This window comes from Butyrivibrio sp. CB08 (assembly GCF_003625485.1).
Taxonomy (GTDB): Bacteria; Bacillota; Clostridia; order Lachnospirales; family Lachnospiraceae; genus Butyrivibrio.
In genome coordinates this window covers 322,046-346,266 of record NZ_RAIR01000002.1, presented here as the reverse complement: position 1 = coordinate 346,266, position 24,221 = coordinate 322,046, and the positions used below count along the sequence as shown (strand labels likewise).

Sequence of the window (24,221 nt, the reverse complement as noted above, 5' to 3'; positions counted from 1 at the left end):
AAGCCGGAGGCGGCGCATGCACTATATTTTCTACTTTGATATCTGCGCTATTTGCATATTACTGACAATAGCTGTTGTCTCTCTGTCAAGAAAGTGGGTTCCCGCTTACAGGCAGAGAGCTTATGGTATGCTCTTTTTGGCTGTATTTATGGCAACTCTGTCTGAGAGGGTAGAGACCTATCTTCAGATGTTCCCAAGCTCTGAACCCTGGTATCATCCTCTTGAGATGCTGTCTGGATCTGTCTATTTCGTAGCCCATCTGGGTTCCGGATTCTGTTACATGATCTATATACTTTCTGTTCTCGATATTTATGTGGACATCAGAAAACCTATAGACTTTATCAGCGTCATGCTGGGACATGTCATAGGTGTTGTTATGGTCATCATAAATGTCTTTGTTCCTGTTCTGTTCCATTACGACGAAAATGGACTTTATCACAGAGACAGATTTTTGTTTATCTACTATATTCTTGCAACCTACTACATGGTCTATGGCTGCGGAATCCTGTTTAAGTACAAAAAGCTTATGAGAAGGAGGACCAAGCTGGTTATCCTCTCATATGTTGTGCTCGTTATCACTGGAATCTTTATTCAGTTCTTCTATCCAAAGATCCTTATCGAGAACCTTATGAGTGCGCTGGCTATTACGCTGGTTTACATTTCTCTTCAGAACCCAAGTGAGATGGTTGATGATACGCTTAATATCCTCAACAGAAAGGCCTTTCTCGAGGGACTTGATATCAAGACTGACAGAAAGAGTCCAAGTAGCACCATCTTCGTGACAATAGATAACATCAGAGCTTTGAGTGATGAGATCGGTTATGCTCAGGCTCAGAGTGTAATGAAGAAGATAGCTCTTTATCTAAAGAGAGTTGGAGCAAGGGACTTCAGGCTCCAGACCTATGCCTACAGATATTCTGAATACGTATTTGCAGTTACGGTTCACGGATCAGACTTAAAGAGGATAAATGCTCTTTTGCATGCCATCGCTCTAAGACTTCATGAGCCATGGGAATTTGCGAACATGTCCATCAGGGTTGAAGGACACTGCTTCCAGATCAATTACCCAAGTGATTACACAACAACTGCGGAGCTTATCACCAAGGTTGACGCTGTTGTTGAGAGCATCGATCTTCAAAATGACGTGGTTGTTGATATCCATAAGAGTGGAATTGACGAGATCACCAAGGTTATGGACTACGATGTCCTGGCAAGATCCAATATCGATAAAAAGTCGGCCTTTGTTAAGTTCCAGCCTGTTCTGTCCAAGGTATACAAGATCAATTACTGTGCTGATGCTATATGTTTTTTCATTGATGAGTATGGTAATGAGATCGACATGAGAGGACACATTCCGGATAAAAGAGTCTCACAGGCTCTTCTTGATACTGACGAGTTTGTGTACAGAAAGGCTTGCAGGGCTCTGGCTTTCTGGAATGCGGGAGATAAGAACGGCAAATACAGAGCTATAGTTGGAATGAGTCAGGGCGAGATCGCGCGAAATGACCTCATCAGACGTCTTAAGAAGATATTGAGGGAAGAGAGAGCTGAGGCTTCCTGGGTGTCCCTTAAGCTTACTGAGACAACCATTTCCACCATGAACGCTGTGGCTGAGAGAAACTTAAAGCTCCTTGGAGAGATGAAGTGCTCTATAGTTGTTGATAAGTTCGGAAGCGGCTATGGAGATCTTGATAAAATCCTGGATCTTCCTGTAACACAGGTCAATATTGATCATGACATCATCGTTAAAGCTGGTGAATCAGAGACCATGTTTACTGTGGCTTCTGGAATCGTCAATCTCTTCCACGATATCAGTATCTTCGTTGGTGCTACAGATATCGCTTCGGAAAAAGAGAGAGATACAGCCGAAAAGCTTGGCTGCGACTTCCTTATTGGTGACTACATGGGAAGACCTATGAAGGACAGTTCCTTCGTAAAATACATCGATGCCTATTTTGAAGAGGGATAAAGATGGTTTTTGGCAACGACCCCTACAATTATAATATTTACTTTTCCATCGCATCTCTGCTTATAATTCTGGTTGCGTTTATTATCAATGCCTCAGAAGAGACTTATGACAACAGGCAAAAGCAGCTCTTTGGATTTATCATTGCAGATGCTCTTGTGCTTAACTGTGCAGGTCTGTTCCACAATCTGTGGCTCTACATTGATGTGATCAATTCAAGCGTTTCTATTGAGCTTAATAATGCGATCGTAGTTCTGGAAAAGCTGGCGGCCTACACAATGGCTTATTTATCTATGCTCTATATGATGGCCATTTACAGGATAGAGATGGATACCCTGTGGAAGAGGGCTATTTTGTTCATTCCGCAGGTCTATGCACTTCTGTTCTTTGTGTGCGGTTTTGTGTCCGATTTCTTCTATGTATTTAATGAGCAGGGAGAGCTTCATTACAACTTCCCACAGGGACTATCGGTAGGAATAGGCCTGTGGATCTATTTCCCCTTTGCTTTTTATCTGTTCTTTATGTACGCAAGGACCATGAGTACGGAGAAACAGGTCTCTATTGCGGTATATTTCCTTTTGATGTTTATCGCTGTTCCGGTCCGCTTCCTTACCAGATCCACATCTATGTTTGAATTTGGTGTATCTCTTGCGATCCTTCTTTGTGTTTACACCTTCCAGAATCCCAGTGAGTTTGCGGACAGCGTATCAGGAGCTGGAACAAGAAACGCGCTTGACTTCATAGTTGGCAACAATCTTATTCAAAAGAAGATGTTTACAGTATTTGGAATTTACATCGAAAGATTGAATGTCATTACAGGTGGTCAGTCCATGGAGACAGTTTCAGAGCTCCTTGGCCAGATCACAGCGTACCTGCGGCAGATGAGTCAGGACGGAAATATCTTTTTTACAGATGATGGCAATTTCCTGCTGATCTTCCCTAACATTGATCCTGATGATCAGATGATAGAGAAGGTTGCAGAACAGATAAGAAAGCGTTTTAAGGAATCCTGGATAATGAACGACCAGGAGATCAAGCTTTTCCAGCATCCATACGTTATTGGATTCCCGGATGAGATCGACACCCTGGATAAGTTCAACGAAGTTCGCGGCGTTATCAACAAGGCGATCCTTCACCACAACAAGGATGTCCTTAGGGTTTCAGACCTTAACCTCAAGCATGTGGAGCACGACAAGAAGATCGATTCCATAGTAAAAAGAGCTCTCGAAGACGGACTTTTGGAAGTCTACTATCAGCCTATCTACAACCCGGAAGCTGGTAAGTTCATCTCCTGCGAGGCGCTCCTTAGGCTCCGTGATCCACATCTTGGATTTATCTCTCCAGCGGTATTTATGCCTGTTGCAGAGAGAAATGGTAAGGTAATCGAGATCGACAGCTTCGTTTTGGACAGCGTATGCAAGATGCTGGCGGAATCAGATGCAGTTGCCCATGGCATTGAATATGTGGAAGTTAACCTCTCAGTTGTTGACTGTATTCAGGCAAACCTTGCGGACAATGTCTGCAGGACCATGAACAAGTATGGAATAGAGCCTGCGCAGATCAACTTTGAGATCACTGAGACCTTCGAAGAGGGTATTTCTTCTGCCATGGATGAGAATATCCAGGCTCTTATCAGCAAGGGAATCAACTTCTCCATGGATGACTTTGGAACAGGTTATTCCAATATCGCAAGAATTGGTACTCTTCCTGTTAATCTCTTTAAGCTTGATAAGAGTATTGTCCAGTCTGCCTTTGAGTCAGAGACTTCATATATGGTTATGATCAACATGGTCAAGATCATTAAGTCCCTTGGCAAAAAGATCGTGGCAGAGGGTGTTGAGACAGAGGAGCAGGCTAAGCAGATCATTAGAGTTGGTTGTGATAACATTCAGGGATTTTTCTATGCAAGGCCAATGCCAAGGAATCAGTTCCTGGAGTTTCTTAGGAATAACAACCACTAGATAAAACGTTGCAAAAAAAGCAGCTAATATAGTACAATCTATCAGTGTGTCGCGACGTCTTGCTAAACTGCCGACACACTGGATTTGTATTAGGAGGATAGTTTTATGTCACTTGTAAAAAAACCTGTAACCGGTATGAAGGATATTCTCCCGGCTGAAATGCAGCTCAGGGATTATGCGATAGGAATCATCAAAAAGACCTATGGTGAGTTTGGATTTACTTCTATTGAGACACCTGCAGTTGAGTCCCTTGCGAACCTCAACAGCAAGCAGGGTGGAGAAAATGAGAAGCTCATCTTCAAGGTAATGAAAAGAGGAGAGAAGCTCAATCTTGAGACGGCTCAGACTGAGAATGATCTTACAGACTCAGGTCTTCGCTACGACCTTACTGTACCTCTTGTAAGATTTTATGCAGCACATGCAGGAGAGCTCCCTTCTCCTTTCAAGGCACTTCAGATGGGAAGCGTTTGGAGAGCAGACAGACCTCAGAAGGGCAGATATCGTCAGTTCATGCAGTGCGATATCGATATTCTTGGTGAGGCTTCAAACCTTGCAGAGATAGAGCTTATCCTTGCTACAACAACTACCCTTGGAAGACTTGGCTTCAAGGATTTCAAGATCAGGATCAACGATAGACAGATCCTCAAGGCTATGGCTGCTTACAGCGGATTTGCTGAGGATAGATACGACGAAGTATTCATCACTCTGGACAAGATGGACAAGATCGGTATCGATGGCGTATCAGAGGAACTTGAGAAAGAGGGCTTTGATAAGGCGTGCATCGATAAGTACCTTGACCTCTTCAGGGCAGCAGAGGGAAAAGAGGGTCTTGAAGGCCTTAAGGTCATCGCAGATATGCTTGGTGACTTCCTTTCTGCAGAGGTAAGAGAAGGACTTTCAGAGATCATCAGCTCTGTAGAGTCAACCAAGACTGCTCAGTTTGAGATGGTATTTGATCCAACTCTTGTTCGTGGAATGAGTTACTATACAGGAACTATTTTTGAGGTTGCAATGCCACAGTACGGCGGAAGCTGCGGCGGTGGCGGAAGATATGACAAGATGGTTGGCAAGTTCCTTGGACAGGATACACCAGCCTGCGGATTCTCCATCGGTTTTGAGAGAATCATCATGATCATGATGGATGAAGGCTTTAAGATCCCTGGCGAGAGCGAGAAGACAGCTTTCCTTATTGAAAAGGGAATTGGCGGAGAGAGACTTTCTGAGATCATCTTAGAGGCTCAGAAGGAAAGAGCTTCTGGCAAGCAGGTTCTTGTTGTCAGAATGAATAAGAACAAGAAGTTCCAGAAACAGCAGCTTGTGGATCAGGGTTATGAGAATTTCAAGGAGTTTTATTTAAATCCTCTTAGTTAATGGAAGGAGATTTGTCTGTTGGACATACATTTGATAAGGATAATAATCCTGATAGTATTAGTTCTTTTGTCTGCGTTTTTTTCATCTGCAGAAACAGCCCTTATGACCTGCAACAAGGTCAAGATGAAGGCTCTGGCTGATGAGGGCAACAAGAGAGCAGGAAGGGTCCTTAGGATCACAGAGGACACCCAGAGAGTCCTGTCTGCAATACTTATTGGGAATAATATCGTAAACTTAAGTGCTTCTGCACTTATGACAGTCTATGTGACAGATCGTTTTAATGTGAGCTATGCTGTCAGTGTTGGTACTGGTATCCTCACATTTATTGTACTGATCTTTGGCGAGATAGTTCCAAAGACCATTGCGACAGCTTATGCGGAGAATATCTCCATCTGGTACTCCGGAATAATAGCAGCGCTTATAGTGCTTATCACACCTCTTAGCTTTATCATAAATGGTATAGCTACAGTAGTTCTTAAGATCCTTCATGTGGATACACAGAGCCGCCAGGCCATGACTGAGAATGAGCTCAAGACCTACGTGGATGTAAGCCATGAGGACGGTGTAATTGAGAGCGGAGAAAAAGAGATCATCTACAACGTCTTCGATTTCTCAGATGCCGTTGCAAAAGACATCATGATCCCAAGGATCAACATGTCCTGTGTCAGCGCTGAGGCTGATTACAACGAGGTCATGAAGCTCTTTAAGGAGAATATGTTCACCAGAATTCCTGTTTACGAAGGCAATGATCAGGACAACATTATCGGCCTTATAAACGTCAAGGACCTTATTCTTCTTCAGGATAAAGAGAATTTCAAGATCAGCGATTACCTTAGAAAAGCTTATTACACTTATGAGTTCAAGAAGACTGCAGATCTTCTGGTAGAGATGAGAGAAAAATCCCAGAACGTTGCCTTTGTACTGTCTGAGTATGGCGCAACAGTTGGTATGATCACTCTTGAGGATCTTCTCGAGGAGATCGTTGGAGAGATCAGAGATGAGTACGATCTTGATGAGATCAACCTTATCAAGAATCTGGGTGGAAACAGATATCTGGTCGAGGGCAGTATGAAGCTCGATGATATCAACGACGAACTGGGAACAAACCTTGATTCTGAGGACTACGATTCTATCGGAGGTCTTTTGATAGAAGCTCTGGACAGACTTCCAGGCGTCGGAGAATCAGTTACCTTAGATGATGGAACAACCCTTACAGCCCGCGGTGTTAAGGGCAATCGTATCACCAAGGTTCTTATTACTGTTAATTCTCCGGAAGAAGAAAAAAACCTTTAACAATTTTTTATTTTATGATATACTGAATCGACGTAAATAAAACTCGAAATGCAAAGATTTGGCGCATTTTCAAGTAGGAGGCAATATTATGAAGCATGTTAAGTCATTAGTTACAAGAAACCTTAAGGAGTCCATGAAGAAGGGCGGATGCGGCGAGTGCCAGACATCATGCCAGTCTGCTTGCAAGACATCCTGCACAGTAGGAAACCAGAGCTGTGAGCAGCTTAGCAAGTAAGATTTTTCGATAATTCAAGCAATCATGTGGGGCAGCGACCCAAGTATGGTCGCTGCCTATTTCTTGTCAGATGACAAGAAACGCTCCGCGAGGATGCGTATTCTGTTTCAACATTTAGTTAGGAGTTTTTTATATGGTTCACGCATACAGAAACAACGGCTACAACATTGTTCTGGACGTTAATTCCGGTTCTGTTCATGTTGTTGATGACGTTGTTTATGACCTTGTTCCAGTTATCGAGGACAAGCTTAAGGCTTACCACGGAACTGCTGCAGCTTTGGAAGCGGACAAGGAAGGAGATGAGGATTTCCAGAAGCTTTTCAATGAAGTAATGCAGATGGAAGCTATCTCATCAAACTATTCTCCAGAGGATATTGGAGAGGCTATTTCAGAGATTTTAGAGCTTAGAGCTTCAGAAGTTCTTTATACAGATGATGTATATGAGAACTACGTAGATGATTTTCAGAACAGAGAGACAGTTGTTAAGGCACTTTGCTTAAACATAGCCCACGACTGTAATCTTCGTTGTAAATACTGTTTTGCTGATGAGGGAGAGTATCACGGAAGACGAGCTCTCATGACTGAGGAAGTGGGCAAGAAGGCCCTTGATTTCCTGGTTGCAAACTCAGGTAGCAGGAGAAACCTTGAAGTTGACTTCTTTGGCGGTGAGCCCCTTATGAACTGGGAAGTAGTCAAGAAGATCGTAGAGTACGGTCGCAGCATTGAAAAAGAGCACGACAAGAACTTCAGGTTTACAATCACAACCAACGGAACTCTTCTTAATGATGAGATCCTTGAATATGTAAATAAGGAAATGGGTAACATCGTCCTTTCAATAGACGGCCGCAAGGAAGTACACGACTTCATGCGTCCAAAGAGAGGCGGACAGGGCAGCTACGATGAGATAGTTCCTAAGTTCCAGAAGGTAGCAGAGTCCCGTCATCAGCTCAGATACTTCGTAAGAGGTACATTTACTCACAACAATCTCGATTTCTCTGAGGATGTCAAGCACCTTGTAGAGCTTGGCTTTAAGCAGATCTCAGTTGAGCCTGTTGTTGCTAAGCCAGAGGACTGGTACTCACTTAAGGATGAGGATATTCCTAAGCTTTGCGATGAGTACGACAAGCTTGCAAGATACTATATCGAGAGACGTAAAGAGGGAAAAGGATTTAACTTCTTCCACTTTAATATAGACCTTGAAGGCGGACCATGTGTGGCCAAGAGATTATCTGGCTGCGGCTCAGGATGTGAGTACCTTGGAGTTACTCCATGGGGAGACTTATATCCATGCCATCAGTTTGTTGGTAATGAAGATTTCATCATGGGCAATGTCTATGATGGCATCACAAGACCAGATCTCAGGGAGATGTTCAAAAAGAGTAATGTTTACTCGAGACCTGAGTGTGAGAAATGCTTTGCCAGATATTATTGCAGCGGCGGTTGTGCTGCCAACGCTTATAATTTCAATGGCGACATCAATACGACATATAAGCACGGATGTGAGCTTCAGAGGAAGCGCATCGAGTGTGCGATTATGATAAAAGCGGCATTAGCCGAAGAAGAAGGTTAACGGAGGATTATTGGATTATGAAACGGTTAAAGTATGTTTTGGCGCTGATTCTGGCTCTGGGACTTCTTGGGGGACTGGGATACGCAGCAGTGAACGGTCTTGGCGCAGACAAGTCAGGATCACTTTCAAGTATCGACCTTGGACTTGATCTTGCTGGTGGTGTCAGCATCACATACGAGGTAGTAGGTGATGAGAACCCAAGCAAGGAAGATATGTCAGACACTATCTTCAAGCTCCAGCAGCGTGTACAGCAGTACAGCACTGAGGCTCAGGTTTATCAGGAAGGTTCTAACAGAATCAACATCGAGATTCCTGGTGTATCAGATGCCAACAAGATCTTAGAGGATCTTGGACAGCCTGGTAATCTGTATTTCATCGCTCAGACAGATGCTAGTGGCAATGACAACTACACATACCACTCTGGAATCACAGAGGATGGCAATCTCGAGACAACAGAAGAAGGAAATCTTATCTTTGGATGGAAGCTCAACAAGGAGATTGAAGAGCTCCAGGCTGAAGGTTCTATCGTTCTTGGCGGTAATGATGTTTCAGTAGCTCAGGCTGTATATCAGCAGGATTCATATGGCGCACAGGAGCCAGTTGTTTCTCTTGAGTTTACAGAGGCAGGCGCTAAGGCTTTTGCAGATGCAACAACCAAGGCTTATGCAAATGGTGAGAGCATCGGAATTTACTATGATGGCAAGTTCATTTCTGTTCCTAACGTACAGGCAGCTATCACAGATGGTAAGGCAGTTATTACAGGTATGGAGTCCTACGAGGCAGCTGATAATCTTGCTTCTATGATCCGTATCGGTGGACTTAAGCTTCAGCTCAACGAACTTCGTTCAAACGTTGTAGGTGCTCAGCTTGGTTCAGACGCTATCAGAACAAGCCTTATAGCTGCAGCTGTTGGATTTGCACTTATCGCTCTGTTCATGATCGTATTCTTCAGAATACTTGGTGTTTCAGCAACACTTGCACTTGCATTCTACTCAGGACTTATGGTGTTCCTTCTCTCAGCATTTGAGATGACACTTACACTTCCTGGTATTGCAGGTATCATCCTTTCAATTGGTATGGCGGTTGATGCCAACGTTCTTGTTTTCTCCAGAATCAAGGAGGAGATCAGATCTGGTAAGGCCGTTGATGAAGCAAGAAAGAATGGTTATAACAAAGCCCTTTCATCAATCCTTGACGGTAATATAACAACACTTATTGTTGCAGCAGTTCTCTGGTTCCTTGGAACCGGTAGCATCAAGGGATTTGCCGAGACTCTTATCCTTGGTATCATCCTTTCAATGTTTACTGCTCTCGTAGTAACAAGAACAATCACATCAATCTTCTATGGCATCGGTCTTCAGAGCCCAGTTCTCTATGGTAAGGCTAAGGAAACTCCAAAGGTTGATTTCGTTGGAAAGAGAAAGCTCTTCTACGGTATCTCATGCGCTATCATCATTGCAGGAGTTGTAGTAATGGGCATTAACGCTGGCGCAGGCAAGGGAGCGTTCAACTACAGCCTTGACTTCGTTGGTGGTACATCAACAACAGTAACATTTGACAGACAGTATGAGCTCGCTGAGCTTGAGCAGACAGTTGCAAATGACATCAAGTCTGCTGCAGGAATTAACGAGATTCTTATCCAGACAGTAACTGGAACAAACCAGGTTATTTTCAAGACAACAACTCTTTCTGTATCTCAGAGAGAGGCAGTAGAGAACATTCTCGAAGCTAACTATGGTGTAACATCAGACAATGTAGCTGCTGAGACAATCAGTGGCGTAATCAGTTCTGAGATGAGATCAAGTGCTATCGAAGCCCTTGTAATCGCGCTTATCCTTATGCTTATCTACATCTGGATCAGATTCAAGGACATCAAGTTTGGTGCTGCAGCTATCATCGCTCTTGCACACGACGCACTTATCGTAATCGTATCCTATGCGTTTACAAGACTTGCAGTTGGTAACACCTTCATCGCAGTTGTACTTACAATCATCGGTTACTCAATCAACGATACAATCGTTACCTTCGACCGTATCCGTGAGAACCAGCATCTTGCAACTGGCAAGAAGGAAATGGCTGAGCTTGTTAACACATCAGTATCACAGACAGTTACACGAAGCCTTTTCACATCAATCACAACTTTCTTTACAGTTCTTGCACTGTACATCTTTGGTGTGGCTGATATCAAGGCATTTGCACTTCCACTTATGGTTGGTGTGATCAGTGGTACATATTCTTCAATCTTTGTTGCATCACCTATGTGGTACGATTTAAAGACAGGCTTCAAGACATTCTTTTCCAAGAAGACTGCAGAATAATTAAAAGAACCTTCGCAGGGTGCGGGCCATAATGACCTGCACCCTGTTTTCATAAGCGCACATTTTGCAATCAGATGCGCTATTTTTAGCATTTAACTTAGAGGTGTGTTATGTCAAAATGGATGGTGAGCATGAAGAAATCTGACTTTGATGCTACGGCAAAAAAGTACGGTATCAGGAACATCACCGCGAGACTTCTTACAAACAGGGGAATAACTTCAGATGAGGACATTGAGATGTATCTTAACGGAGATGCATCTAAAATGCATGATCCTTATGAGCTTGCTGATGCAAAAAAGGGAGCAGCCATCCTGATCGATGAGATACAAAAGGGCAGTGCCATCAGGATAATCGGCGACTATGACGTTGATGGAATCTGTTCTACATACATCCTGGCAAAGGGCCTTAAGCTCTTTGGGGCAGACGCCGACTATGTTCTCCCGGACAGAGTCAAGGACGGATATGGCCTTAGCGTTAAGCTTGTTGATGCTGCTGCAGATGATGGCAAAAATGTGATCCTTACCTGTGACAATGGAATTGCTGCTTCTGAGCAGATTGCCCACGCCAATGACCTTGGCATGACTGTGGTTGTTACAGATCACCACGAAGTGCCAGTAGATGATGGAAAAGAGATACTTCCTCCCGCAATGGCAGTTATAGACCCGAAGAGGAGCGAGGATAACAGCTCTTTTATAGAGATATGCGGAGCGGTTGTAGCTTACAAATTCCTTCAGGTAATGGCAAAAGAGCTTGGAAGAGATAACGACCCAGATGTTAAGACTTTCTTTGAAGAGATGCTTGTTTTTGCCGGCCTTGCTACAGTATGCGATGTCATGGAGCTAAAGAGCGAAAACAGGATCATCGTAAAAGAGTCTTTAAAGAGGATCGCAGGAACCAGTAACAAGGGACTTAAGGCGCTTATTAACGTAAACAGTCTTGACCCTGACAAGATCTCTGCCTTCCACTACGGCTTTGTAATTGGACCATGTCTTAATGCTTCAGGAAGACTTGACCTTGCTTCCCGTGCAATGTCTCTTTTCCTTGAAGAGGACTATGACAGGGCAGCTACGATTGCAACAGACTTAAAGAGCCTTAACGACTCCAGGAAGGATATGACTACCAAGGGAGTGGAAAAAGCCTGCGAGATTATAGACGAAGAGGCTATGAAGGGCCAGCTTCCAAAGGTCATAGTGGTATTCCTTAAGGATGTTCACGAATCCATCGCCGGTATCATAGCTGGCAGGATCAGGGAGAAGTATAACAGGCCAACCATTGTACTTACAGAAGCTTCAGCTGAAGATGAAGAGGATATGGAAAACTCCGTTCCTATGGCTAAGGGATCAGGAAGATCCACAGAAAAGTACGACATGTTTGCAGGGCTTTCTGAGTGTAAGGACCTTTTTACCAAGTTTGGTGGTCACAAGATGGCTGCAGGACTGTCACTTCCTACAGGCAATATAGATGAGCTTGCAAGGCGCCTCAATGAAGGCTGCACACTAAGCGAAGAGGATTTTATTCCTGTCCTTCACCTTGATATGGCACTTCCATTTGCGGCTGTAGATGAGGAGCTTATCTCTGAGTTTTCGCTGCTTGAGCCCTTTGGAAATGGCAATGCTAAGCCGGTATTTGCCCAGAAGGATGTAAAGCTCTTATCCGGAAGGATACTTGGGAAAAATAAGAACTGCGGAAAGTACAGAGTTTCTGACGAAAGCGGAAAAAACTACGAGATGATGTTCTTTGGGGATATGGATAATTTCCACAGCTTCCTTACAGAAAACTTTGGAAAAGGGGCAGTAGATGACCTGTACGGCGGTTTTGCAGATAGCAGTATGATGATCAAGGTTGCCTACTATCCAAATATTAACAGTTATATGGGGAAAAATACCATTCAGATGGTGATGAGTGATTACTCTATGTGAGCGAAAATGCAGTAAACATGCGACTTTCAGGAGTTTTGAAAATAAAAATACCCCATAAACCACAAAAACACACGCGTAACGCGTGTGCCTGCGGTTTCTTATGAGGGGGAGATGTGATTGCTCACATCTTGATTATTATAATAATATATAATTGTGTCAGAATTGTGTCGAAAAAATAAAAAATGGAGGGCATTGAGGATGTTTTTAAAAAAATTGCTTGAGGGGATAGAATACGAGGTAACTTGCGGCAATTCTTCAGAAAAAATTGACCCACAGTCAGTTGAAATAAAGAATGTTGTTAACGACAACAGAAAGATTGAAGAAGGATCTCTTTTCATATGTATCAAGGGAGCAAACTTCGATGGTCACAGTGTCAGCCGTGAGGCAGCAGAGAAAAAGGCAGGAGCTATCGTTGTAGAGAGCGATATCGAGCTTCCTGAGGGATGCACAATGCCGGTTGTAAGAGTAAAGGATACAAGATATGCCATGGCATTTATCTCAGCAGCATATTTTGACCACCCTGCAAGTAAGCTTAAGACTATTGGAATTACTGGAACCAAGGGTAAGACCACTACTACTTATCTCATCAGATCAATGCTTGAGAATGCAGGCCACAAGGTTGGTCTTATCGGAACTATAGAAGTTATCATCGGCGATGAGCATATCCATGCAGAGAACACAACTCCTGAGTCCTATAACCTTCAGGAATACATGGCAAAGATGGTTGAGGCTGGATGCGATGCTGTAGTAATGGAGGTTTCATCCCAGGGACTTATGCTCCACAGAAGCCAGGGCTTTACCTTCGATATAGGTATCTTTACAAATATCGAGGCAGACCACATCGGACCTAACGAGCACAAGGACTTTGACGACTACATGCACTGCAAGGGACTTCTCTTTAAACAGTGCAGGATCGGTATCTGCAACGGAGATGACATCCACACAGACGATATCCTTGAGGGCCATACCTGTGAGGTTGAGACCTACGGCTTTAACAAGGACGTGGATATCAGAGCCGTGAACCTTGCTTATATCAGAAAGCCAGGAAACCTTGGCGTGTTCTTTGACACAGAGGGTCTTATAGATATGCACGCAGAGATCGTAACTCCTGGTAAGTTCAGCGTATATAACGCTCTTTGCGCTATCGCAGTTGCAAGACACTTTGACTGCAAGCCAGAGGAGATCGCAGCAGCACTTAAGGATGCCAAGGTAAAGGGTAGAATTGAGATGGTCAAGGTATCTGACGAGTTTACCCTTATGATCGACTACGCCCACAACGCAATGGCACTTAAGAGCCTTCTTACAACCCTTAGAGACTATCGTCCAAACAGACTTATCTGCCTCTTTGGCTGCGGCGGTAACAGAAGTAAGCTTCGCCGCTTTGAGATGGGCGAAGTATCCGGTAAGTACGCTGACTTTACCATTATCACTTCAGATAACCCAAGATTTGAGGAGCCTGAAGATATCATCGCTGATATCGAGACAGGTATTAATAAGACAGACGGCAAGTACATCAAGATCACAGACAGAAAAGAAGCCATTGCCTATGCCATCGACCACGGTGAGCAGGGCGACATCATCGTTCTTGCTGGTAAGGGCCACGAGGATTACCAGGAGATCAAAGGTGTCAAGCACCACATGGATGAGAGAGAACTTATTGCGGACATCTTAAAAGAGCGCGGCAGAGGGTAACCTACAGGAGGGCGATGTGTCTTTTCCCAAATACGCTAACATCATAATTGACATATCCCATGAAAAGGTTGACCGCCTGTTTCAGTATCGGATCCCCGAAAGGCTACTTGGCCAGGTGGAGATCGGATGCAGTGTTGACGTGCCCTTTGGCAAAGGCAACACCAGGCGCAAGGGCTACGTTATAGAGCTTACTGATGAATCTAATTACGACGAGGACAGGATAAAAGAGATCATCTCTCTTTCAGAAGGTATCGACACAGCAGAGGACATCTCAATTAAGCTTGCAGCCTGGATGAAGAGATACTACGGATCCACCATGATCGCTGCCCTTAAGACCGCTGTGCCCACCTACAAGCAGCAAAAGCGACAGGTCCACAAGTTTGTTTCTCTGCGCCTTGATGAGAGACAGGCTCGTGATGCCTACAACGAGAGCATCCGCAAGAAGCAAAGGGCCAGAGAGCGCATATTAAAAGAGCTTCTGGATAACCAGGAAGACCGTATTCCCTACGAGCTTATAACTGGTAAGCTTGGTGTGTCTGCAGCCACCTTAAAGAGCATGGCAGATGCAGGGATCATCAGGATAGATGAGGAAGAGTACTTTAGAAACCCCATAGCTGCCACCACTGACAGATACACTGACAAGGTACTTAGTCCCGAGCAGCAGCACATAGTTGACACCGTAAGCCGTGACTATGACCAGGGCAAAAGAGATACCTACCTTATCCACGGTATTACAGGAAGCGGTAAGACTGAAGTTTACATTGCTCTTATCGATGACATGATAAAAAGAGGCAAGCAGGCCATCGTTCTGATTCCTGAGATTGCTCTTACATACCAGACTCTTATGCGCTTTTACAGGCATTTTGGAGACCGGGTATCAGTTATGAATTCTTCCCTTTCACCGGGGGAAAAATACGATCAGATGGAGAGAGCAAGAAGTGGCGATATCGATATCATTATCGGGCCAAGATCAGCTCTTTTCACTCCATTTCCAAACACCGGAATCATCATAATAGACGAGGAGCACGAATCCACTTATAAGAGTGAGAACAGCCCCAAGTATCATGCCAGGGAGACAGCGATTGAACTATCTAAGCTCCTTCCTGACGGAGCGGCGGTTGTTCTTGGTTCAGCTACGCCTTCACTGGAGTCCTATTACAGGGCAAAGAGCGGAGAGTATCACCTCTTTGAGCTAAATAGAAGGCTCACAGGAGGAACCCTTCCAACAGTTGAGATGGCAGACCTTAGGGAGGAGCTTAGAAGCGGAAACAGGTCTATCTTTTCCAGAAGGCTTCAGGAGCTCATGGATGAGAAGCTCTCAAAGGGCGAGCAGGCAATGCTCTTTATCAACAGAAGAGGCCTTGCGGGCTTTATCTCCTGCAGGAGCTGCGGCCATGTGTTTAAGTGCCCTCACTGCGATGTATCCCTGTCTGAGCACAGGGGAGGAAGGCTTGTTTGCCACTACTGCGGACACCAGGAGATAAGACCCAAGGTTTGTCCTGAGTGCGGTTCCAAGTACGTATCCTCATTCCGCGCAGGAACTGAGCAGATAGAGGATGAAGTTAAAAAGTTCTGGCCACAGGCTCGTGTCCTTAGGATGGACGCCGACACCACCAGGACCAAGGGAAGCTATGACATGATTCTGTCAGCTTTTTCCAATAAAGAAGCAGATGTGCTGGTGGGAACCCAGATGATAGTTAAGGGACATGATTTCCCTGACGTTACCCTGGTTGGAATTCTGGCAGCTGATATGTCTCTTTACGCCAGTGATTTCAGGGCAAGTGAACGGACTTTCCAGCTCCTTACCCAGGCAGCAGGAAGAGCAGGAAGGGGCGAAAAAGAAGGAAACGTGGTGATCCAGAGCTATCAGCCGGAGCACTACGCCATCGTTACTGCTGCAAGGCAGGACTATAAGTCCTTTTATGAGGAAGAGATAGCCTACAGAGACCTCCTTCGTTATCCTCCAATATCTCACATGATGTGCGTTCAGATCCAGAGTAAAAACGAAGAGGAGGGCATGGAATACGCTGGAAGGTTCCGTGCCATCATGGAGCAGCAAAGGGTTCAGGGTGCAGTATTTATCGGACCAGCCCTGGCACCAATAGCTAAGATCAACGATATATACAGGATGGCAATCTACGTTAAGTTTGATGACTACGACAAGCTGGTGCTTTTAAAGGATACTTTGGAGCACTATGTAAAAGAGCTTGAGGATATGGGCAAGCTTCGCACTATAACCCTGCAATTTGACTTTGATCCAATGCATGGGTAAACTTTTATATATGGTTATTTACAGGTAAAGAAAGGTAAGAAAAATGGCACTTAGAACTATCAGAGAATATGGTGATGATGTCCTTGCAAAAGAGTGCAAGGAAGTTAAAGAGATAACTCCAAGAGTTAAAGAACTTATAGAGGACATGCTTGAGACAATGTACGATGCAAACGGCGTAGGCCTTGCAGCACCTCAGGTTGGAGTCCTTAAGAGAATTGTTGTTATAGATGTTTCTCCAGAATCAGATGATCCTATCATCATGATCAATCCTACAATCCTTGAGACAGACGGAGAGCAGACAGGATACGAGGGATGTCTTTCACTTCCTGGTAAGAGCGGAGTTGTTACACGCCCTAACTATGTTAAGGCCAAGGCAACAGACCTTGATGGCAACGAATATATTATCGAGGGTGAGGAGCTTCTTGCAAGAGCTATCTGCCACGAGCTTGATCACCTTGATGGACATATGTATGTTGAGAAGATCGAGGGAGATCTTGTAGACAACGAGGAGCTTATCGCAAGACAGCAGGAAGAATATGAAGAAGAATAAAGAATAAAAAACTAATGGAGAGGGATTTACATGAAACAGAAATCTGACAAGCTCCTATCAAGTCTTTTTTTCAAGTTACTTCCAGTTCAGATACTGATATTTGCCATGGGAGCCATCAACACCATCGTAGATGGCGCTATGGCAGGACGATACATAGATGCATCCGCCGTTGGTGTTGTAGGACTGTACTATGCCATGGTGGAAATAATGACCGCAGTTGGATCGGTGCTTCTTGGAGGCACCGCTGTTTTGTGCGGCAGATATATGGGAAAGGGAGAGAGCAAAAAGACAGAAGGTATCTTCTCCTTAAACCTTACAGTCACTTTTATCGTTGGCACTATTCTTACAATAGTAAGCTTTCTTATTCCTGGGCCTTTGGCGACCTTACTTGGAGCCAATGAAGAGCTCAAGGCTTCTCTTGTTTCCTACATTCTTGGATATGCAGTCGGAATCATTCCCATGCTCTTTGCTCAGCAGCTTGCTGCCTTCCTTCAGATGGAGAGGCAGTCTTTAAGGGGCTATGTGGGCGTAGCTGGTATGATCATTTCAAATGTGGCTTTGGACGTTTTATTTGTTGCAGTCCTTCGTTTAGGTATCTGGGGACTTGCCCTTGCTACATCTTTGAGTAATCTCACTTATTTTCTTATCCTTGTGCCTTACTATTTCACTTCCAGGGCGCAGCTCCGTTACAGCTTTAAAAATATACTCTGGCAGGATCTTGGAAACCTCATTAAGATAGGATTTCCAGGGGCAATGCTTGTATTCTGTATAGCTATCCGCTGCATGGTGATAAACAGGATCCTTCTTCGCTATGCAGGCAATGACGGCCTTTCAGCCATGTCTTCCTTTAACATGGTATGCGGTATCTTTATTGCTTACTGTCTTGGAAATGGCTCTATCGTTCGTATGCTTATAAGCGTCTTTGTGGGTGAAGAGGACAAGGCTTCAATGAAGAAGACCTTAAAGCTTGTATTTACCAAGGGGATGTTACTCTCCGTGGTTGTTGGCGCAGTTATCTTTGCCATATCACCACTTCTTACAAGTGTCTTTTTCCCGGACAGGACTTCAAACGTATATCATCTGGCTTATCAGCTCTTTGTGATCTACTCCATATGTATCCCGCTGATCCTTATCTGCCAGATATTCACCAACTATCTGCAGGCTACAGGCCACAGCATCTTTGTAAATATCCAGTCAATCTTTGACGGGTTCTTTTCTATGGTAATCCCGGCAGCTATCCTTGCGCCTGTTATGGGTGCTCTTGGCGTATGGCTTGCCAACCCCATTGGAATCGTCCTTACGATCCTGACTGTTCCTGTCTACTGCATTATCTTCTGGAAGAGGATCCCTAAGAACATGGATGAGTGGATGCTCCTTAAGCCGGAATTTGGTGTGGATCCAGGAAATGTACTTGATATCCCGATAACCAGTAACGACGATGTTTCTGAGGCCTCTGCAAGGATACAGCAGTTCTGCCTTGAACATGGCATGGAGAAAAGAAGTGCCTACTACTCAGCGCTTTGTCTTGAGGAACTTGCTGGAAACGTAATAAGACACGGATTTTCCGCAGATAAAAAGAAACATTCCTTAAACGCAATGGCTATCTTCCTTGGAGAGAAGGTGTTGCTTCGTATCAAGGATGACTGCGCTCCCTTTGATCCAAACCAGATGGCTGAGATGACTTCAAGCGATGGCGGCTTTGACAACCTTGGAATCAGAATGGTCTACAATATCGCCAGCGACGTCAACTACCAGAATATGCTTGGTCTTAACGTCCTTACAGTTACTGTAAGCGAAGAGGACCTTATCAAGAACGAAGCTGATGATTTCCTTTTGGAGAGAAAGCTTAAAGAGCTTGATAAGGACCTTCATCAGAGATTTAAGGACACTGTTTTTGCTAGCCAGAGAATTTTAACCAGATACAGACTTCTTTTCCCGGAGTACACGGACCACTCTGAACTTCACAGCCTTACGGTCATTGATTCCTGCAACAGGATAATAGGAAGAGACCAGATAGATAAGCTCAACGCCGATGAGATCTTTGTTCTTCTTATGGCTTGTTATCTTCACGACGTGGGCATGGGCATAAGTGAAAAGGACTACGACGAGTGCAAGGAAAAGCTCGGGGAGAAAGAGTATTTTGACAGTCACCCAGGCGCAACCAAAGCGGACTTTGTAAGAACCTACCACAATGACTTTAGCGGCTACTTTATTGATAAGTACGCAGAGGTTCTTGAGATACCAACCAGGGAACACGCATTTGCCATCAAGCAGATATCAAGAGGCCACAGAAAAACTGATCTTCTGGATGAGAACGAGTATCCATCAGACTACAGGCTTCCTAATGGCAATACCATTTGCCTTCCATATCTTGCAGCACTCATAAGACTGTCTGACGAGATTGATGTGGTTGCAACCAGGAACCCTCTGGTCCTTTATGACATCGATCTTCTTACAGATGAAGTTGAGATCGTTGAGAACAAGAAGCTAAACGCCATCAAGAACATGGCCATGACAGGAAATGCCTTCGTTCTGTCTTATGAGAGTGATGAAAAAGAGATCGAAGAGGGCCTTAAGGAAATGACCGGCAAGATGCAAAAGACCCTTGATTACTGCAGAGCAGTAGTTGATAAGAGGTCCGACTTTACAATCAGTCAGAAAAAGGTTATTCTAAAGCGAATTTAAACAGATAATGATAAGATTTTTCAGGAGAACAGATATAATATGAAGATAGTTTTTATGGGGACTCCCGACTTTGCCAGGTCAGCCCTTGAAAAGATAATTGAGGCTGGACACGAGGTGGTACTTGCTGTCACACAGCCTGACAAGCCAAAGGGCAGAAGCGGAGAGCTTCAGATTTCAGATGTTAAGGCCTGTGCCCTTGAGCATGGGATTCCTGTTTTTCAGCCAGTCAGGATAAGACTTCCTGAGAACGTAGAAGAGCTTAAAAAGTACGATGCTGACATATATGTGGTAGCAGCCTTTGGACAGATCCTGTCCCAGGAGATCCTTGATATTCCAAAGTTTGGATGCGTCAATATCCATGCGTCAATTCTCCCTGAGTACAGAGGAGCTGCTCCTATCCAGCAAGCTATCATTGATGGCAAAAAAACTACCGGCGTAACTATCATGCAGATGGCAGCCGGAATGGATACTGGAGATATCCTTCTTCAGAGAGAGATACCTATCACTGATGATGAGACAGGTGGAGGGCTCTTTGACAAGCTCTCGGTTCTTGGCGGCGAGCTTATTGTTGAGGCTCTTCCTAAGATCGAAGCAGGGGAGCTTACTCCTGTTCCTCAGGATGAGGAGAGAGCCACCAAGTGTGGTAAGCTTTCAAAGGACATGGGAAGGATTGATTTTGAGCAGGATGCTGAGGATATCAGAAACCTGGTAAGAGGCCTTAATCCATGGCCTTCAGCCTTTACATATCTTGGAAACAAGATGCTTAAGATCTGGCAGGCCAGGACCTTATCTGAGATAGATTTCCAGAGGCTTGCCAAAGACTACTCTGAGCTTAGCGGCAAGAGTGCTGAAACTGCCGCAAACAGCCAGCCGGGAGCGATAGCTCTTTTGACCAGAGATTCATTTGTGGTAAATTGCGGAAGCGATTACCTGCAGATATTAGAAGTTCAGCTTGAGGGGAAAAAAAGAATGGATGTTAAGTCCTTCCTGCTTGGAAACAAGCTGGAGGTAGGAACAATCTTAAAGTGAAGAGGTGACTATGAATTACTCAAGTGGAATTAATGTTGATTTTCTGATGTATATCCTGATGATCGTCATGGCAGTTGTGTGCATGATAGCAAGCTTCAGGGTAAAGTCCGTTTATAAGAAGTTTGCCAAGGTAAAAGCCGGATGCGGCCTTACTGGCGCCCAGGCAGCTCTTGAGATCTTAAGACGAAGCGGAATAGATGATGTTATCGTCCAGTATGTTGGCGGTGATCTTACAGATCACTTCGATCCAAGAAACAAGGCAGTTAATCTTTCTGAGTCTACATATAACTCAGCCAGTGTTGCGGCAATAAGCGTTGCAGCCCACGAGTGCGGACATGTTATGCAGCATGAGGAAGGATATCTTCCTCTCAGGATAAGGACAGCTATCCTGCCAATGGCAAGCTTTGGTTCCAAGGCAGGTGTTCCGATCATCATTCTTGGACTGTTCCTTAGCTTTTCACCACTTGTTACTGTTGGAATATGGGTATTCTCTCTGGCAGTTCTTTTCCAGGTGGTTACTCTTCCTGTTGAGTTTGATGCCAGCAGAAGAGCTCTTGCAGTTCTTGAAAACACAGGGCTTTTGTCCTTTGAAGAAATCGGCGGCGGTAAGAAAGTACTTGGAGCAGCGGCAATGACCTATGTTGCCAGCACTGCAGCAGCTGTTGTACAGCTCATGAGATTTGTGTTACTAAACAGACGAAGGGACTAATTTAGTTTATGGCTAATGTCAGGGAACTGGTTTTAAATATTCTCATAGAATACGAGAGAGATGGCGTTCGTAAGCCATCTCTTTTAAAAGACAGCCTGAATAAATATGATTATCTTGAGACCAGGGACAAGGCCTTTATGAAGAGGGTCGTGGACGGATGTATCGAGAGGCAGATTCAGATCGACTATATCCTTGACTCTTTTTCCAAGACTCCTGTAGCTAAGATGCAGCCATTTATCAGGAATCTACTTAGGATGAGCGTCTACCAGATCATGTTCATGGATGCTATCCCTGATTCTGCGGCCTGCAACGAGGCAGTCAAGCTTGCCCAGAAACACAAGTTTTCAGGGCTCAAGGGCTTTGTTAACGGAGTGCTTCGCAACATTGCCAGGGGAAAAGATAAGATCACATACCCTGACAAGTCTGTTGATGGCGGAGCCAAGTACCTGTCCACCTGCTATTCCATGCCAGAGTGGATCTGTAACATGTGGCTTGAAAATTACGGCTTTGAGAAAACAGAAGGGATTCTTTCGTTTTTCCTTGAGCCAAGACCTACTACAATAAGAATTAATCCTGAGACTTTAAAAAAAGTTTATGGGCAGGAAAATGATACCGAAGATGCGCTATTTTCCAGGTATATTGAGAAGTTAGAGGCAGCAGGTGCGGTGGTAAAAAGAAGCAATATTCTTCCATATGCACTTGACCTGGAAAAGACAGATAATATAAGATTCTTACCAGGATTTGATGAAGGAGTATTCTTTGTCCAGGACGTGAGCTCAATGCTGGTGACTGAGATAGCGGGGATAGAACCCCAGCACGTAGTAGTTGACGTGTGCGCAGCGCCAGGGGGCAAGAGTCTTCACGCGGCCCAGAGGGCTGGCACAGTTCTTTCAAGGGATGTATCTGAGAGGAAGTGCGAGCTTATAAGGGAAAATGCCGAGAGAATGGGGCTTACAAATCTTAAGGTAGAGATGCACGACGCCAAGATCCATGACCGCAACATGGAGAATAAGGCAGATGTGATCTATCTCGACCTTCCATGCTCAGGGCTTGGCATTATTGGCAGAAAAAACGACATTAAATACAACGCTTCCAGAAAAGGGCTTATGGAACTATCCGCTCTTCAATGGGAGATCATTAAAACTGTCTGGGATTACGTCAAGCCAGGTGGAACCCTGATGTACTCCACCTGTACCGTAAACAGGGCAGAAAACGAGGAAATGTGTAAACGAATTTGTGCTGAGCTTCCTTTTGAAGCTGTGGACTTTTCAGATAGCCTTCCAAAGGCCCTCACAGAGGGTGATGCGGGAAAAGAGCTTGTAAAGTCCGCAAAAAATGGATATATACAGCTTATCCCTGGAGCCTTTGGCACCGACGGATTCTTCATTGGGAAACTCAGGAGAGTTTAAATGGGAGTTTAGAAAATGGGAACTTTTGGAGAGTATATTAAAAGTGCTCTGTCCAGCATTGGTAACAACAAGGGCAGATCATTTCTTACAATGCTTGGTATTATCATTGGTATTTCAGCCGTGCTCACAGTGCTTATCATTGGTGATGGCATGAAGGAGACAGTAAACAGCGAGATGGATACCATCGGCGCTACAACAGTAAGTGTTTCACTTGATGACACCAAGACAGACAAGTCTTTTAGTTATGATCAGCTCCTGACTATACAGGATGCGATTAAGGATATCTACGGCATCAGCGCAGGAAACTCTGCCTATGGAACAGCCGTTGGAAATAGAGGTTCTTTTTCCATGCAGCTTGAAGGCGGTATGGAGGCCTCTCAGGAAAGCGGCGGAGTTAAGATGCTCCACGGCAGATACTACACCAAGAACGACGTGGATGAAGCCAAAAATGTGTGCGTTATCAGTCAGAGCGCTGCCAACAAGCTCTTTGGATACGAAGAGGTTGTTGGTGAGGTTGTTGAGATAACAGCCTTCGATCTGACTGCAGAATTTACAGTAATAGGCGTAAGAGAAGATACCTCAATGGATATCGCCTTTGCAGCCTGGGGCGACGATGCAATGGTTGCTGGAAATGCGCCTTTTACATCAGTTGCCAAGTCTTTTGATCTTAATATTGATACCGGAATCACCTCTTTTACCATCTATCTTGACAGTGAGAACAAGAACAAGGTTCTCTCTCAGGCAAGAGCTGTTGTTGAAAATGTCATGGGCCTTAGAGGAGAGAATGCGGTTAAGATCTCATCAGGTTATGGCTTTGATGCCACAACCAATTCGATCCTTAGCATCATCACTTCAGTAGTAGCCATCATCGCCGCTATTTCACTTCTTGTAGGTGGTATCGGTGTTATGAACATCATGACGGTTTCAGTTACAGAGAGAACAAGGGAGATCGGTATCAGAAAGTCCCTTGGTGCCAGGACATCATCTATTTTGGTGCAGTTCCTTGCTGAGGCAGCAATCCTTACCTTCACAGGAGGTATCATAGGTATTATCTTTGGTCTGTCTGTGGCATTCCTTATCTGTAAGGTGGTTGGATTCTCCTTTGTTGTTAATCCGGTGCTGGTTACTGTGGTCGTTATGATCTCAACAGGAATAGGTCTTTTCTTTGGTATCTATCCCGCAAGGAGAGCAGCCAAGCTGGATCCTATTGAGGCCCTTAGAACCGAGTAAGCGCCTACGCGC

General features: G+C 44.6%; 16 protein-coding genes. All 16 read left to right on the top strand.

Features of this window, described 5'->3' with window-relative positions; translation table 11 throughout:
• Positions 1-16 precede the first annotated feature (16 nt).
• The 16 genes from D6855_RS05160 (at position 17) to D6855_RS05085 (ending at position 24,209) form a co-directional block, all read left to right on the top strand.
• Entirely contained in the window at positions 17-1,969 is a 1,953-nt protein-coding gene (locus D6855_RS05160) for an EAL domain-containing protein (RefSeq protein WP_120738736.1), read from the top strand.
• A gap of 2 nt (positions 1,970-1,971) precedes the next feature.
• Positions 1,972-3,927 (top strand): EAL domain-containing protein, encoded by a 1,956-nt coding sequence (locus tag D6855_RS05155; protein WP_120738734.1) that lies wholly within the window; start codon positions 1,972-1,974, stop codon positions 3,925-3,927.
• A gap of 105 nt (positions 3,928-4,032) precedes the next feature.
• Complete coding sequence (gene hisS / locus D6855_RS05150) at positions 4,033-5,298, top strand: histidine--tRNA ligase (protein WP_120738732.1); 1,266 nt, start codon at positions 4,033-4,035, stop codon at positions 5,296-5,298.
• Between the two features lie 18 nt (positions 5,299-5,316).
• Positions 5,317-6,591 (top strand): HlyC/CorC family transporter, encoded by a 1,275-nt coding sequence (locus D6855_RS05145; protein ID WP_120738730.1) that lies wholly within the window; start codon positions 5,317-5,319, stop codon positions 6,589-6,591.
• An 88-nt stretch (positions 6,592-6,679) separates the two neighbouring features.
• Positions 6,680-6,826, top strand: coding sequence for a six-cysteine ranthipeptide SCIFF (gene scfA, locus D6855_RS05140; RefSeq protein WP_013281386.1), 147 nt, complete (start codon positions 6,680-6,682; stop codon positions 6,824-6,826).
• 133 nt (positions 6,827-6,959) lie between these two features.
• The gene (gene scfB, locus D6855_RS05135; RefSeq protein ID WP_120738727.1) at positions 6,960-8,396 is read left to right on the top strand and encodes a thioether cross-link-forming SCIFF peptide maturase; all 1,437 of its coding nucleotides are present in this window, start codon (positions 6,960-6,962) and stop codon (positions 8,394-8,396) included.
• Positions 8,397-8,413: 17 nt separating this feature from the next.
• On the top strand, positions 8,414-10,714 hold the full coding sequence (gene secD, locus D6855_RS05130) for a protein translocase subunit SecD (RefSeq protein ID WP_120738725.1): 2,301 nt from the start codon (positions 8,414-8,416) through the stop codon (positions 10,712-10,714).
• 110 nt (positions 10,715-10,824) lie between these two features.
• Complete coding sequence (gene recJ / locus D6855_RS05125; RefSeq protein ID WP_120738723.1) at positions 10,825-12,633, top strand: single-stranded-DNA-specific exonuclease RecJ; 1,809 nt, start codon at positions 10,825-10,827, stop codon at positions 12,631-12,633.
• A 198-nt stretch (positions 12,634-12,831) separates the two neighbouring features.
• On the top strand, positions 12,832-14,325 hold the full coding sequence (locus D6855_RS05120) for a UDP-N-acetylmuramoyl-L-alanyl-D-glutamate--2,6-diaminopimelate ligase (RefSeq protein WP_120738721.1): 1,494 nt from the start codon (positions 12,832-12,834) through the stop codon (positions 14,323-14,325).
• 16 nt (positions 14,326-14,341) lie between these two features.
• On the top strand, positions 14,342-16,597 hold the full coding sequence (priA, locus tag D6855_RS05115) for a replication restart helicase PriA (RefSeq protein WP_120738719.1): 2,256 nt from the start codon (positions 14,342-14,344) through the stop codon (positions 16,595-16,597).
• A gap of 43 nt (positions 16,598-16,640) precedes the next feature.
• Positions 16,641-17,147, top strand: coding sequence for a peptide deformylase (def, locus tag D6855_RS05110; RefSeq protein ID WP_120738717.1), 507 nt, complete (start codon positions 16,641-16,643; stop codon positions 17,145-17,147).
• A 30-nt stretch (positions 17,148-17,177) separates the two neighbouring features.
• Positions 17,178-19,832, top strand: a complete 2,655-nt coding sequence (locus D6855_RS05105; protein WP_120738715.1) for an HD domain-containing protein — start codon at positions 17,178-17,180, stop codon at positions 19,830-19,832.
• A 39-nt stretch (positions 19,833-19,871) separates the two neighbouring features.
• Positions 19,872-20,861 (top strand): methionyl-tRNA formyltransferase, encoded by a 990-nt coding sequence (gene fmt / locus D6855_RS05100; RefSeq protein ID WP_120738713.1) that lies wholly within the window; start codon positions 19,872-19,874, stop codon positions 20,859-20,861.
• A 10-nt stretch (positions 20,862-20,871) separates the two neighbouring features.
• Positions 20,872-21,570, top strand: coding sequence for a zinc metallopeptidase (locus D6855_RS05095; protein WP_120738711.1), 699 nt, complete (start codon positions 20,872-20,874; stop codon positions 21,568-21,570).
• An 8-nt stretch (positions 21,571-21,578) separates the two neighbouring features.
• A complete protein-coding gene (gene rsmB, locus D6855_RS05090) occupies positions 21,579-22,979 on the top strand; it encodes a 16S rRNA (cytosine(967)-C(5))-methyltransferase RsmB (RefSeq protein ID WP_120738709.1) in 1,401 nt (466 codons plus the stop codon).
• A 15-nt stretch (positions 22,980-22,994) separates the two neighbouring features.
• Entirely contained in the window at positions 22,995-24,209 is a 1,215-nt protein-coding gene (locus tag D6855_RS05085) for an ABC transporter permease (RefSeq protein WP_120738707.1), read from the top strand.
• The last annotated feature ends 12 nt before the right edge of the window (positions 24,210-24,221 follow it).